13 protein-coding genes are annotated in these 14,247 nt (G+C 57.4%); 6 read left to right on the forward strand and 7 right to left on the reverse strand.

Annotated features, from left to right (window positions below; all coding sequences use genetic code 11):
- Positions 1-4: 4 nt before the first annotated feature.
- Entirely contained in the window at positions 5-430 is a 426-nt protein-coding gene (locus M495_RS21015; RefSeq protein WP_020828688.1) for a DUF1249 family protein, read from the reverse strand.
- Positions 430-1,062 carry an ADP-ribose diphosphatase gene (gene nudF, locus M495_RS21020; RefSeq protein WP_020828689.1) on the reverse strand — a complete coding sequence of 211 codons (633 nt, stop codon included), beginning with the start codon at positions 1,060-1,062 and terminating at the stop codon, positions 430-432. Before nudF ends, M495_RS21015 begins: the two co-directional genes overlap by 1 nt.
- 286 nt (positions 1,063-1,348) lie before the next feature.
- Here nudF and tolC point away from each other — a divergent pair, with 286 nt between their 5' ends.
- Positions 1,349-2,872: an outer membrane channel protein TolC gene (gene tolC / locus M495_RS21025; protein WP_020828690.1), complete on the forward strand. Its 1,524-nt coding sequence runs from the start codon at positions 1,349-1,351 to the stop codon at positions 2,870-2,872.
- A gap of 147 nt (positions 2,873-3,019) precedes the next feature.
- Here tolC and M495_RS21030 read toward each other — a convergent pair whose 3' ends face one another.
- A complete protein-coding gene (locus M495_RS21030; RefSeq protein WP_020828691.1) occupies positions 3,020-4,081 on the reverse strand; it encodes a mannonate dehydratase in 1,062 nt (353 codons plus the stop codon).
- A 234-nt stretch (positions 4,082-4,315) separates the two neighbouring features.
- Here M495_RS21030 and dhaR point away from each other — a divergent pair, with 234 nt between their 5' ends.
- A complete protein-coding gene (gene dhaR / locus M495_RS21035) occupies positions 4,316-6,262 on the forward strand; it encodes a dihydroxyacetone kinase operon transcriptional regulator DhaR (protein ID WP_020828692.1) in 1,947 nt (648 codons plus the stop codon).
- A gap of 8 nt (positions 6,263-6,270) precedes the next feature.
- On the opposite strand, the gene dhaM is transcribed toward dhaR, so the two are convergent.
- Genes dhaM through M495_RS21055 form a run of 4 tightly spaced genes read right to left on the reverse strand, consistent with a single transcriptional unit; the run spans position 6,271 to position 10,587 of the window.
- A complete protein-coding gene (dhaM, locus tag M495_RS21040; RefSeq protein ID WP_020828693.1) occupies positions 6,271-7,704 on the reverse strand; it encodes a dihydroxyacetone kinase phosphoryl donor subunit DhaM in 1,434 nt (477 codons plus the stop codon).
- Positions 7,705-7,715: 11 nt separating this feature from the next.
- Positions 7,716-8,348: a dihydroxyacetone kinase subunit DhaL gene (dhaL, locus tag M495_RS21045; protein WP_020828694.1), complete on the reverse strand. Its 633-nt coding sequence runs from the start codon at positions 8,346-8,348 to the stop codon at positions 7,716-7,718.
- Between the two features lie 9 nt (positions 8,349-8,357).
- A complete protein-coding gene (dhaK, locus tag M495_RS21050; protein WP_041415710.1) occupies positions 8,358-9,428 on the reverse strand; it encodes a dihydroxyacetone kinase subunit DhaK in 1,071 nt (356 codons plus the stop codon).
- 52 nt (positions 9,429-9,480) lie between these two features.
- Positions 9,481-10,587: a glycerol dehydrogenase gene (locus M495_RS21055; protein WP_020828696.1), complete on the reverse strand. Its 1,107-nt coding sequence runs from the start codon at positions 10,585-10,587 to the stop codon at positions 9,481-9,483.
- Between the two features lie 352 nt (positions 10,588-10,939).
- On the opposite strand from M495_RS21055, the gene M495_RS21060 reads away from it, so the two are divergent.
- The 4 genes from M495_RS21060 to M495_RS21075 all read left to right on the forward strand — a co-directional run bounded on the left by M495_RS21060 (position 10,940) and on the right by M495_RS21075 (position 14,234).
- The gene (locus M495_RS21060; protein ID WP_020828697.1) at positions 10,940-11,608 is read left to right on the forward strand and encodes a DUF1190 family protein; all 669 of its coding nucleotides are present in this window, start codon (positions 10,940-10,942) and stop codon (positions 11,606-11,608) included.
- Between the two features lie 3 nt (positions 11,609-11,611).
- Complete coding sequence (locus M495_RS21065; protein ID WP_020828698.1) at positions 11,612-12,772, forward strand: glutathionylspermidine synthase family protein; 1,161 nt, start codon at positions 11,612-11,614, stop codon at positions 12,770-12,772.
- Positions 12,773-12,895: 123 nt separating this feature from the next.
- Complete coding sequence (locus M495_RS21070; RefSeq protein WP_020828699.1) at positions 12,896-13,459, forward strand: glucose-6-phosphate isomerase family protein; 564 nt, start codon at positions 12,896-12,898, stop codon at positions 13,457-13,459.
- Positions 13,452-14,234, forward strand: a complete 783-nt coding sequence (locus M495_RS21075; protein ID WP_020828700.1) for a glucose-6-phosphate isomerase family protein — start codon at positions 13,452-13,454, stop codon at positions 14,232-14,234. Before M495_RS21070 ends, M495_RS21075 begins: the two co-directional genes overlap by 8 nt.
- The last annotated feature ends 13 nt before the right edge of the window (positions 14,235-14,247 follow it).

The raw sequence follows: 14,247 nt of genomic DNA on the forward strand, positions 1-14,247 counted from the left end.
CTGTCTAACAAACCGGAACCGCCATCGCTCCATGCGCCAAACAGTAGCGCAACCAATCAGCAAGAAACTGGTTAATTTGATGCTTTTCGTCGCGTTGATGCAACTTTTTGTTGGGATAATCATAACGCGCTTTAAAGCGATAGATCTGCTGACTTGAACACACTTCCGCAACCATCGCGTCATGATACAGGCGCACCGTCATGGCAGGCAGGCTCCAGTAGCTGACCGCCGGGACGGTCTGCTCAATCTGCACCAGCGAGGTATAGCGTGTGGATTCAACAATAGTCAGACGATAACTGGCGCCACTCACCTGATAAGTCACCGTTTCGCCCACTTCGTCATTGCGCGGCAACAAGCGGCGCAATTGCGCGAAGTTGGTTTCGCACAATCTCATCATTTCGGGGAAATCAGGGGTATAGCGCTGTTTCATTAGTTGGCCCACTCTTTTCTCAACGATTCATGGTGCAACGCCAGCCACTGCAATGCAATCACTGATGCCGCGTTATCAATCGCGCCCTCTTCAACCCAGCGGTAAGCCTGTTCGCGGCTGACCACATGGACACGGATATCTTCATGCTCTTCTTCCAGTCCATGGATACCTTCCGCCGTGGTGGCGTCCACCTCGCCGACCATGATCGACAAGCGCTCGCTGGTGCCGCCTGGGCTCGCCAGATAACTCAGCACCGGCTTGCAGCGCCCGACCGTCACGCCGGCTTCTTCCTGCGCTTCGCGACGGCACACGTCTTCAACGCTTTCGCCGGTTTCGATCATACCCGCCACCATTTCCAGTAGCCAGGGCGAGCTACTGGTATCGACCGCAGCGATGCGCAGTTGTTCAATCAGCACCACTTCGTCACGCACCGGGTCATAAGGCAGCAGCACCGCCGCGTGCCCACGCTCGAAAATTTCGCGCTTAATCTCCGGGCTCATATCGCCGTTGAATAAACGGTGACGAAAGCGATATAAATTGAGTGAAAAAAAACCACGATAAAGTGTCTCACGTGCAATAATTTCTACATCATTTTTATCGAGAGTAACGGGCGATGGCTGCGAGTGGCTCATAAGCGAATTCTCCTGCGTGAGTATGCCGATAAAATAAACAGTTTTGATGACAGAAACGGCGGGATAATCTTCCGCGGCTTTATGATAGATTGTGAGCCATGATATCAGGTGTGACGTACGCAGCCAGTTGAACTAAGGTAAACAGGCGGCCTGAAAGGTAAAAGTTACGCAAGATGGCACATTCCGCCACCTTATGCGTACAACAGACTCTGTTAGAATCGGCAACTATTTCGTCTATCGTCAGCGCTAACTACATAGCAATATTGCTGCACAACAAGGAATGCAAATGAAGAAACTGCTCCCCCTTCTTATCGGACTGAGCCTGGGCGGCTTCAGTGCAATGAGCCAGGCAGAGAACCTGCTGCAGGTCTACAAACAGGCCAGGGAAAGTAACCCGGATCTGCGCAAAACCGCCGCTGACCGTGACGCCGCATTCGAAAAAATCAACGAAGCGCGCAGCCCCTTACTGCCACAGCTGGGGTTAACCGCAGGTTACGATTACACCAACGGTTATCGTGACAGCAATGGCGTAAACAGTAACGTCACCAGCGGCTCATTGGCGTTGACCCAGACCATCTTCGACATGTCGAAATGGCGCGCGCTGACGCTGCAGGAAAAAACCGCCGGCATCTCCGACGTGACCTTCCAGACTTCGTCGCAACAGCTGATCCTCGATACCGCCACCGCCTATTTCAACGTGCTGAGCGCCATCGATTCACTGTCCTATACCCAAGCGCAGAAACAGGCGGTATATCGCACCCTGGATCAAACCACTCAGCGCTTTAACGTTGGTCTGGTAGCAATCACCGACGTGCAGAACGCCCGTTCCAACTACGATACGGTACTGGCGGCGGAAGTCACTGCCCGTAACACGCTGGATAACGCGTTGGAAAAACTGCGCCAGGTCACCGGCACCTTCTACCCGGAACTGGCTTCGCTGAATACCGACCGTTTCAGCACCCAGCGTCCGGAAGCAGTGAATAATCTGCTGAAAGAGGCCGAAAGCCGCAACCTGAGCCTGTTATCCGCTCGCCTGAGCCAGGATCTGGCCCGCGAGCAGATCCGCTCCGCACAAACCGGCTATATGCCAACAATAGATGTCAGCGCATCTACCGGTATCAGCAATACCAAATATAACGGTTCCGCTACTAGTGGTCCGGTGAATTCATCACGTTACAGCGATTCCGATGCCGGTCAGAATAAAGTTGGCATCAGCTTTAACTTGCCTCTGTACAGCGGTGGCCAGACCAACTCGCAGGTGCAACAAGCACAGTACAACTTCGTGGGCGCCAGTGAGCAACTGGAAAGTGCACACCGTAACGTAGTGCAGACTGTTCGTTCCTCATTCAATAACGTGAACGCCTCGATCAGTAGCATCAACGCCTACAAACAGGCAGTGGTGTCGGCTCAGAGTTCACTGGATGCAATGGAAGCAGGTTATCAGGTCGGTACCCGCACCATCGTGGACGTGCTGGATGCCACCACCACGCTGTATAACGCCAAGCAACAGCTCTCCAGCGCGCGTTATACCTATCTGATCAACCAGTTGAACATCAAGTTTGCGCTCGGTACCTTGAACGAGAACGACCTGATGCTGTTGAACGGTGCCTTGGGCAAACCAATCTCTACCTCGCAAGACGTGGTAGCGCCACCGACCACGGCGCAAGACGCTTATGCCGACGGTTATCAGGATAATGCGCCTGCACGGCAAAGCGCAGCGCCGGCACCGGTTGCCGCTACCCGGACCTCTGCGCCGGTGAGCACAACCACTCCGCCTGTACGCAACAGCGGTAATCCATTCCGCAACTGATTCGCGCACAGCATTGAAAACGGGGTATGGCATCTGCCTGCCCCGTTTTTTTTGTCTCGGCTTATAGATTTGGATCCTCAGCCCCAATAGCAGGAATTCACTTCTGGGCGTTTGGGCAGAAGAACTGGCTGAAAATCGAGAAAAGGCTCAAATAACCTGCATAAGTGCTTTCATGTATCCCATCGCATAGGCCATACCCGAGTGCCATGGCGCCTCACAGCTCATCTGCGGCGAATGATCGGGGATCAATACACCGTTAAATTTGCACTCTTTTAGCACTCGCAACACCTTCAGCATGTCTATATCACCTTCATCGATAAAGGTTTCATGGTAGTACGGCACTTTGCCTTTCACATTGCGAAAGTGGATATAAGCAATGGCATCCTGCTGTGCGTACTGCTCCACCGCCTGGTAAACATCCCCCTCTGACATTTCGGCGATAGTGCCAAGGCAGAATTCCAGCGCATTCGCGTGGCTGGGTTGCAAATCCAGCAATTTTTGATACAAATGCGGTTGATTGACCAACCGCGGCTGACCGCGTACAAACTCGAGCGGTGGATCATCCGGATGCGCTGCCAGCCTGACGCCAGCCTCTTCCGCCACCGGGACAATCTGCGCCAGGAACCACTCAAGACGCTGCCAAAGCTGCTCTTTCGTCGTCACCTCTCTCAACCCTGTAGCGTTTTCATCCACCACCATATTCCACGCCATGCTGGCCGGTAGCGGGCTTTCTGTTTGCTCATTGGCTCCGTTTAGCCCAACGGTTTTTGCTCCGCCACGCGCTTTATTTTCCTCTATTCGACCGGCGACCCCGGCCAGGCTGAAGTTATAGCCAAAAACGGGAATACCGGCGGCACCCACATTGCGAATAATTTGTTTAACCGTTTCTATCTGCTGATTTTTTTTGGGGCCATCAAACAGAATGTCGTCCCAATGACAGGGATCGAAGTTTTCGATGGCAAAAAATGTCAGGCCGAATTTCTCCATCCGGGCACGAATATCGAGCAGCTCTTCCGTGCTCCAGATCTCCGCCTGCGCCGTTCCCCACCCTTGAGTATCGCCCACGGGCTGATTCGAACGAGAAAAACGATCGTTTCGATGAAAGTAATCCACCATGTGCACCACGACATGCGTCGCACCGCACTGGCGAGCAAAGGCAAAGTGCTCATCATCCAGCATATGCTTGTACAGACCGAAACCCAGTTTCATCACCTTATCTCCTGAAGAAAAAAATTTTATTTATCACCGATTACGGATTCGTACCCTGCCCCTCAGGCACAAGCTATCAACCTGTATGACAGGTTATGAGAAATAAAAATAACAGAAAAGCGGCAAATCACTGCGATGTGATCTTCATCGTCAATATGGCAACGGCAAACCGTCGAAAAGAAGAGGGGGTGATATCATCACGGCTATCGCTTTATCTCGTTTGGATGGGATCCGATGGAGAACACTTCACGCTGGCAACGCCTGATCGAAGGCGAACTGCCGCCGGCCCAGCGCCCTGCTCCGGCAATTTATGCTTCCTGGCTACGTTGTCGCAGCCTGATGCAGCCTGCGGTGTGGAAAGCCCCCCACTGCGCGCTGGGCGCAACTTTTACGTCAATCTGCCAGCGTAAGAACGATCTGCTGACGCTCGGCCAGGCAGCATTGGAGGACGCCTGCGAATACATGGAACAGCGCCGCTGCCTGTTGGCTATCCTCGACGAAAGCGGCTGCATGCTGTGGCTGTGCGGCGATGTCCTGACTCGCGAACGTCTGCAGCTGTTGGGGTTTACCCCCGGCGCCTACTGGGCGGAAGGTGATATCGGCACCAATGCACCGTCGCTGGCGGCGTCGGAGGGGCATCCGATACAGGTACGCGGCAGCGAGCACGTGCGTCAGGCGCTGCACGACTGGTCATTCTGCGCCACCCCAGTCTATGACAACAGCGGCCGTCAACGCGGGTCAATTGCGCTGGGCTGTCTGCTGGCCGACTGCGCCGCCGGCGATCTGTCCCTGACGCTGGCGCTGGCACGCGAAATCGGCAATTCGCTGAATGCCGATGGCCTCCTTGCCGAGTCCAACCGTCACCTGAACCAGCTTTACGGCCTGCTCGACGGCGTGGATGACGGCGTTATGGCCTGGGACCACCGCGGCTACCTGCAGTACATCAACCAGCGTGCCGCCACCCTGTTGAAACTGGATGAGCAGCAAAGCCAGGGCAAACCGCTGACACAGCTGCTGACGCTGCCCGCGTTGCTCAACCGAGCTATCGCCCAGCGTCAGGCGCTGCAGCACGTTGAAGTCACCTTTGAGAGCCAGCGGCAGTTTATCGCAACGCTATTGACCCTGAAGCCGATCTTTGACGGCGAGCGCTGCAGCTTTATCGCCCTGCTGCATCCGCTGGAAAGGCTGCGCCAGTATGTCAGCAGCCAATTGGGGCGCGTCAGCCACAGCTTTGAACAGATGCCGTCCGCCTCGCTGGAGATGCGTCGCTTGATCCGCTATGGCCAACAGGCGGCGAAGGGGCAGCATCCCATTTTGCTGTGTGGCGAAGAAGGCGTCGGCAAGGAACAACTCAGTCAGGCGATCCACAATGCCAGCGATCGCGCCGCCGGGCCCTATATCGCCCTCAACTGTCAGCTATTGCCGGAGGCCCAGGGGCTGCGCGAGCTGCTGGGCAGCGACGCCAACGAAGAGGAAGCGGGCCAGCTCAGCAAGTTTGAATTGGCCAACGGCGGGACGCTGTATCTGGAACAGATTGAGTATTTACCGATGGAAATGCAGTCGGCACTGTTACAGGTGCTGAAAACCGGCGTGGTAATGCGGCTCAACTCTAACCGGGTGATCCCCGTCGACGTGCGGGTGATCGCCAGCAGCGCCGCCGATCTGCCATTGCTGGTGCAGCAAAATCGCTTTCGCCGTCAGCTGTTTTACAGCCTGCAGGCGTTCGAGATCCAGATCCCGGCGTTACGCCAGCGCCTGAGCGATATTCCACTGTTGGTGAAGCATCATCTGCGTACGCTGGAACAGCATTTCCAGTGCCGCTTCCGGGTAGACGACGAGGTGATGACCCAACTTGGGCTCTATCTGTGGCCCGGCAACGATCTGGAGCTGAAAGGCGTGGTGGAGCGCACGGCGATGATGTGCCACGGCCACCACCTGCAGCTGGCCGATCTGCCCGAGCACCTGCTCGGTCAACAGCCCTTACTGGAAAGCGATCCGCAGCCAGGTATGCCGCTGTTAACACTGGCGGAAATGGAGCGCCAGGCGATCATTCGCGCGGCCAACGTCAGCCGCGGGCAGTTGAATGAAATGGCGCAGCTGCTGGGGATTGGCCGCACTACGCTGTGGCGGAAAATCAAACAGTATCAAATTGATATCCGCCAGTTTAAGCTGCGCGCCTGAAGCGGCCGTCAGTGGCTGAGCTGCAATACCCCGCGTGCCGCATCCAGCATCGCTTTTTGGCCGTTGCGGGTTTTGCTCATGCAGTCGTGCATGCCAATCACCATCGGGATCCCCATCGCCTTAGCGAGGATCGCGCTGTGCGACAGCGCATTGCCACCGCTCAGGCAGATGCCCAGCACCAGCCGGCGATCTAACATCACCACGTCAGACGGCATCAGTTCGTCCATCACCAGAATCGACGGTGTGGTCAGCGTGATTAACGGCAACGGCTGCTGCTGCAGATGGCTCAAGGTGCGGCGCAGCATGTCGCGCACATCCAGCTCACGCGCCCGCATATATTCGTCGTCCAGTGCGCGATACTCCTCGGCTATCGCTTCCATCTCCTGCTGCCAGGCCTGCTCGGCGCTACATTGCTGACGGGCAATGCGGGTATAGGCCGCCTGCTGCAGGTCCGGATCGTCCAGCAACATGCTGTGCGCGCCGAAAATCGCCGCCTGCGGCTTGCCAATCAACGAGCCGGTGCGCTCCGCCAGGCGATTCAAATCGCTTAGCGTCTGTTGCAGCGCTTCACGCAGACGCTGCTGTTCGTTGAGTACGTCATCGGCGCCAATCTGGCGTTCGGTGATTGCCGGGCAGAAGCTGTACGCCTGCCAAACCGGGCCGCTGGTGACGCTTTCCGCCACCGGGATACCGTGCAGCGAAGGTAAACTTTGCTCAGAGACCGTTTCACCAAAGTGCTGCTCCGCCAATGCGCTAAAGGCCGCCAGCGCCTGGTCGGCCTGCGCACCGTCGGCAATCAGCCGGATGGTGTCGCCATGACGCACCTGCAACAATGCCAGTTGGTTAAGGCTGCGAGGATTGGCGCACTGCCCCTGCTTTTCCAGCACCAGTTCGGCATCGAACGGCGCCAGCGCTTCCGCCAGCCGGGCCGCCGGGCGGGCGTGCAGCCCATGTGGATTCTGCACCGTCCAACTGACGCTTTTCCCCTGCGTCAGCGGTAATTCAACGTTTTTGACCACGGGCGCAGTACCCTCGCCCAGTTGCGCCTGCTTGGCCTGCAACGCGCCCTGCGCCTCGGCCAGCACCTGCTCCAACCCCGCGCCGGCATTTGCGGCAACCACGGCGGCCAGCGTCCCTTCAACCAACGGCGCCGAACACAGCCTGACTTTGGCGGCCAGCGCCGGATCCAGCAGATCGATGGCGGTTTCAGCGCTCAACAGCGCGCTGCCCAGGTCCATCAGCACCACAATGCCCGCGCCTTCAGCCACCGACTCTATCGCCTCCATCACCTTGATCGCATCGGTGCCTATCGGGTGCTCCGCATCATCGACACCCGCTGCCAGCGCCAGCTTGCAGCCGTCGCCACGCATCATCTGCAATGCCAGTTCCTCAACGCCGCGAGCCAACTGCGCACTGTGTGAAACAACAACGATATTGATCATCTCGCCTCCTGCTATTGGCCGGCGACCTCTGCCAGCGTTTTCATCATCAGCATCACCGAAGTTGCGCCCGGGTCCTGATGACCGATGCTGCGCTCACCCAGATAACTGGCTCGCCCTTTGCGCGCCTGCATGGTGATAGTGCTTTCGACCGCCTGCTCTGCCCGCTCACTGGCGCGCTGCAGGGCTTCCGCGACGCCAAGCTGCTGCTCTACTGACTGACCAAGGCTGTCCACCACCGCCCACCAGGCATCGCACATGGTTTTATCACCCGGTTCCGCCTTGCCGCGCATCACTACGCCGTCAACGCCTTCCTGCATCAGTTGATGCAGCTCCGCCAGATCCAGGCTCTGTTTGGCATTCGCCGCCTGCGCCGCACGGATGAAGAAGGTGCCAAACAGCGGACCGCTGGCGCCGCCCACGCTGGACAGCAGCGTCATGCCGGTGTTTTTCAGGATAAAACCAATGTCTTTGTCCGCCACCGAAGGCAGTTTCTCCACCACCTTGTTGAAGCCGCGGTTCATATTAAGCCCGTGGTCGGCGTCGCCGATCTCGGTATCCAGCCGGGTCAAGAAATCGCGCTGCTGAGTAAACACTTCGCCGCAACGCATCAGCCAATCGACCACTTGTTGTTTGGTTAACGCCATAATTCCTCCTCAGCAACCCCAACGCAGCGCAGGCGTTTTCACCGGCGCATCCCACAGCGACAACAACTCGTCATCTACCTTCAGCAGCGTGATTGAAACCCCTTGCATGTCCAGCGACGTGCAGTAAGAACCGATCAGGCTGCGTTCGACGATCAAGCCTGCTTCAGCGCAACGTTCCGCCAGACGGTGATAGACGCCATACAGCTCGGACAGAGGCGTCGCACCCAGGTTATTCACCAATGCAATTACGCGATCGCCGCGCGTCAGCGGCTGCTTGGTTTGCGCTTCATCACGCCATTCCCCCTGCTGACGATCCCAAACGCGGAGGGTGCGCTGGTAATGGCCATGGTCTATCAGGGTATGGAACATGTCGTCCACCGCCGCATTGAGGGTGGTAAACGGACGCCGCGCAATGCCCGGCTCGCCGTGAATGCCGACGCCAAACTCCATCTCGTTTTCCGCCAGAACGAACGAGGGCTTGCCGGCGGCCGGTACGGTACAGGCTCCCAATGCGATGCCGATCGAATGCCCGTGATTGTTGATGCTGTGGCCCAGCGTCACCAGGCTATCCAGATCGTCACCGCGCGCCGCTGCCGCACCGAGCAATTTTTCCATCAGCACGGTATTGGCCACCCCGCGACGTCCGGCGGTGAACAGGCTGTCTTTGACCGCCACGTCATCGTCCACCAGCACCGTCGCCACCTGGACGCCGCTGTCATGCAGCAGCTCGGTAGCGGTTTCAAAGTTCAGCACGTCGCCGGTATAGTTTTTTATTAGCAACAACACCCCGGCACCACCGTCGATCGCCTGGCCGCACTCGTACATTTTATCCGGCGTTGGCGAGGTGAAAATTTCGCCCGGGCAGGCGCCGTCGAGCATGCCTTCGCCGACAAAACCGCAGTGCATCGGCTCATGGCCGCTGCCACCGCCGGACAGGATCGCCACTTTGCCCGCGACCGGCGCGTCGGCGCGAGTGACGAACACCGGCTCCTGATGCACCAACAGCTCCGGGTGCGCCTCTGCCAGCCCCAGCAGTTGCTCTTCCAGTACCGATTCCACCTTATTAATCAGTTTCTTCACGGTTATTTCCTCGTTTGGCCCACGGGACGCAGCCTGCTGCGCCCCTGCGGCATCAGCTTGAGTGTCGTTGCAGCCAGGCATTGCCCAGCCGATCTGCCGTCAGAATGGCCGCCTGAACGCTGGCCGGCGTGACCTTGAACGGCATGTTGTGGATAGTTTCGCCGGCAGCGCAGCTGGCTTCGGCAACCGCCATGATTTTCTCTGCCGCATCGCCGCTAACCCCCATTTGCGCCAGCGTGATCGGCAAACCGAGCTGCTGACAGAAACCCAGCACCGTTTCGATCTGCTCCATGCTGCTGTTTTGCAGCACCAGCTGCGACAGCGTGCCAAAAGCCACTTTCTCGCCGTGGTACAGATGATGGCACTCTTCGAGCACGGTAAAGCCGTTGTGGATGGCATGCGCTCCCGCCAATCCGCTGCTTTCAAAGCCGATGCCGCTCAGGTAGGTATTGGCCTCGATAATGCGTTCGACCGCCTCCGTCACCACTCCGGCCTCGACCGCCAGCTTGGCTTTGACGCCCTCCGCCAACAGCGTCTCATAACACAAGCGCGCCAGACTGAGGGCTGCCAGCGTCGATTTGCCGCCCGCCATACTGGTGGCCTGTGCATCGAAACACGCCTGCGCCTCAAAATAAGTCGACAGCGCATCGCCCATGCCCGCCACCAGCAGCCGCACCGGGGCCTTGGCGATAATTGCACTGTCCATCACCACCATGTCGGGATTGCGTGGGTAAATCAGGTATTCGGCAAATTCGCCCTGTTCGGTATAAATCACCGATAACGCGCTGGTCGGCGCATCGGTAGAGGCGATGGTCGGGATCAGCACCACCGGCAGATGCTGGTAATACGCAATCGCTTTGGCGGTATCCAGCGTTTTGCCGCCGCCGATGCCAATCACTCCGCGACAACCGTGAGCCTTGAGCTCCCGGCCGAGCCGGTCGATTTCCTTATGGCAGCATTCGCCGTTGAACACGCAGGCATGGTGCTTCACCCCGTGCTGTTGCAGGCTGCCCATCAGGGTATCGCCCGCCAGTTTCATCACGAAGTCGTCGGCAATCACGAAATAATGGTCAGCAAGGTTTTTGGCGTATTCGCCCACGGCGGCCAATGCGTTGGCGCCCTGAATGTACTTGCCTGGAGACTGGATGATTCTCAACATAACCGGATCCTTGTAGGGAAATTGGCGATGGTAACGTTCAGATATCAGGTGATGCTGCGTCGGTCTTGTGCCGCCGCGTTGTTATGGACTGACTATAGGGCTTGCCGCTTGCTTTGCGATCTCGGGATTTTTCGTTTCATTATGGAACATTACTTTCCCCTTCACGTTCCAGAATGAAACCCTGACGCCGCTTTTTTAGTCAGTAAAGCGAGCTGGCGCACAGCCCAACGTATAACTGCGTAAAGAGTGGATTCTGTGGGCGTTTCAGCTTTAATTTTGACCATCTTTCCCCTATTCTTACGGCCACTACTGGGAAAGGGCGAAAACAGCCCGACTGATGGGATTACTAACGATGAAACGGACAAAAAACATCAACCAAGAGACGTTCCGCAAATCCTGGCGCAACTACCGTGTTGCACCCGTGGCTTTGGCGATCAGCGCAGTCTTTATGCTGGCCGGCTGCGAGAAGAGCGATGAAACTGTCTCCATGTATCAGAATGCCGACGACTGTTCGCGCAACAACCCTTCCATGAGCGAGCAGTGCACCACCGCCTATAACAACGCCCTGAAAGAAGCCGAGAAAACGGCGCCGAAATACGCAACCCGCGAAGACTGCGTCGCCGAGTTCGGCGAAGCTCAATGTACTCAGGCACCAGCTCCGGCCCAGGCCGGCATGGCCGCAGAGTCGCAGAGCAGCGGCAGCTTCTGGATGCCGCTGATGGCCGGTTACATGATGGGCCGCATGATGGGCGGCTCCGGTTTTGCTCAGCAACCGCTGTTCACCTCGAAAAATGCAGCCAGCCCGGCAAACGGCAAGTTTGTTGACGCCAGTGGCAAGAGCTACGGCCCAGCCACAGCCGGCGGCCGCACCATGACTGTGCCGAAAACCGCGATGGCGCCAAAACCGGCAGTGACCAATACCGTCACCCGCGGTGGCTTCGGCGAATCCGTGGCCAAGCAAACCAGCATGCAGCGCAGCAGCGCAACGTCCAATTCCGGCTCACGCAGCATGGGCGGTTAATGCATGAAACGCGTTGCGATTACCGAGCGTCCGGACTGGCGCGAAAAAGCCACCGAATTTGGCTTCCGCTTCCACACCATGTACGGCGAACCCTACTGGTGTGAGGATGCCTATTACCAATTCACGCTGGCGCAGATTGAAGAAATTGAAAACGCCACCGCTGAATTGCACCAGATGTGCCTGCAGGTGGTAGAGAAAGTGGTCAGCAGCGATGCGCTGATGACCAAGTTCCGCATCCCGAAACACACCTGGGAATTCGTGCGCAGTTCATGGCGCACCAACCAGCCTTCGCTGTATTCGCGTCTCGATCTGGCCTACGACGGCGTTAACCCGCCGAAGCTGCTGGAGAACAACGCCGATACGCCAACTTCGCTGTATGAAGCAGCCTTTTTCCAATGGCTGTGGCTGGAAGATCAGATAAATGCAGGCAACCTTAGCCCGGAATCCGATCAGTACAACAGCCTGCAGGAAAAGCTGATCGAGCGTTTCGCCGATCTGAAAGCGCACCACGGTTTTGGCCTGCTGCATATGGCCTGTTGCCAGGACAGCGAAGAAGATCGCGGGACAGTGCAGTATCTGCAAGATTGCGCGCTGGAAGCCGGCGTGCCGACCGAATTCCTGTTTATGGAAGAGATTGGCCTGGGTGAAAAAGGCCAGTTTACCGACCTGCAGAACCAGGTCATCGGTAACCTGTTCAAGCTTTACCCGTGGGAGTTCATGCTGCGCGAGATGTTTTCCACCAAGCTGGAAGACGCCGGCGTACGCTGGCTGGAGCCGGCATGGAAAAGCATCATTTCCAACAAGGCACTGCTGCCGATGCTGTGGGAAATGTTCCCGGATCATCCAAATCTGCTGGCGGCCTACTTTGCAGAAGACGAGCACCCGCAGCTTGACCACTACGTCACCAAGCCGCTGTTCTCACGCGAAGGCGCCAATATCCAGATCGTGCAGAACGGCCAGCAGGTCGCGAGCGTCGATGGCCCTTACGGCGAAGAAGGCATGATCGTGCAGCAGTTCCACCCGCTGCCCCAGTTCGAAGGCAGCTATACGCTGATCGGCAGTTGGCTGGTGGACGATCAACCCTGCGGGATCGGCCTGCGCGAAGATCGTGAACTGATCACCCAGGATCTGTCGCGTTTCTATCCGCATATCATTCTCGGCTAACGGCTCAGTTCTTGGGTAAAAAGCGCGATCTTATCGCGCTTTTTTTATGCATTTCGCCTGGTGATTAATCGATTAACCTTCTATACTCGAAGCGTCTGTTCTCCTCGGGCGGAGCAACCAGATATGAAACTGACGTCCATGATCCCACCGCAGGTCAACCTGGCGGACGGATGCTTTACCGCACCTGATGTTCAACGCAAATCCACGACGCTGGGCAGCCTGTCGGGGATCTTTGCCGATGCCGTGGCCTGGCAAAGCTTACCGGCGGAGCTTGCCGTCTATCAGGTTGAAATGTTGCCTTCCGTGCAGCAGGAAGGCGAGCTGTTTGTCGGCACCACTCATCTGCAACCCGGCCGGGTGGGCAACGAATTCTTTATGACCCGTGGGCATTTTCACCAGCGGCCAGAACAGGCCGAGTTCTATTTTGGCCTACAGGGCCAAGGTTTGCTGTTGCTGCAACACCAGGACGGCGCTTGTACGCTGGAACAGGTTTCCCCCGGTAGCGTTCACCATATCCCCTCCTTTACCGCCCACCGTTTGATCAATACCGGCAATGACGTGCTTTCTGCGCTGGCGGTGTGGCCAACGGTCGCCGGCCACAACTACGATGCGTTGCAGCCTCAGGGTTTCAAACTGCGGGTCTTTGCCGATGGCGAAGGCTGGAAGGCGGAGGTGCAATATGAGTGACTCAATGCTGCGATTTGGGCTTGATGTCCGTATTAGCGACAGTCCGATGGGATTTGGCTATGGCAATGACGTGATTGGCCCCTTGCCGGAGATACGCACGCTGGAGCAAATCCGCCGTTCCCTGCGCGATCCTGACTGCCAGGGACCAGAGCAGGTTTATGCCATCGCGATGGACGTCGCAAAACAGCAACATTTGGCCGAATTGAAGAAACGCATGCTGTTGTTCGGCATTGTCACCTATGCCCAAGGGCAATTGGGCCAGGAGCCGATACGCAGCCAGGGACACGTACACCGTATCAGCACGCACAGCGGTTGGTCACCACCGGAGCTGTATGAAATCTGGCAGGGAAAGGCGATCATTTACATGCAGGAACGGGTGGAATATGAACCGGGCCGCTGCTTCGCCGTCCACGCCGGACCCGGCGAGAAGGTGCTGGTGCCGCCGGGCTGGGCCCACGCCACGATTTCTGCCGATCCTCACCAGCCGCTGACCTTCGCTGCCTGGTGCGATCGTGAATATGGCTTTGAATACGATGCCGTGCGTGAATACAAAGGACTGGCGTGGTACCCGCTATTGCAGGGCGACAATATAATCTGGCAACAGAACCCGCGTTATCAATCCGGCCGGCTGCACGCCATCGGCCCACGCCAATACCATGAATTCGGTCTGAGTGATGCCCCGCTCTACTCGCAGTTTGAAACCGATCCGGCGCGCTTCCAGTTCATTTCCAAGCCGGGCAGCGTAGCGGAAAAATGGCAACGGTTTGAGCCCTAAAAACTACTGTCTA

The sequence above is a fragment of the Serratia liquefaciens ATCC 27592 genome, assembly GCF_000422085.1.
Taxonomy (GTDB): domain Bacteria; phylum Pseudomonadota; class Gammaproteobacteria; order Enterobacterales; family Enterobacteriaceae; genus Serratia; species Serratia liquefaciens.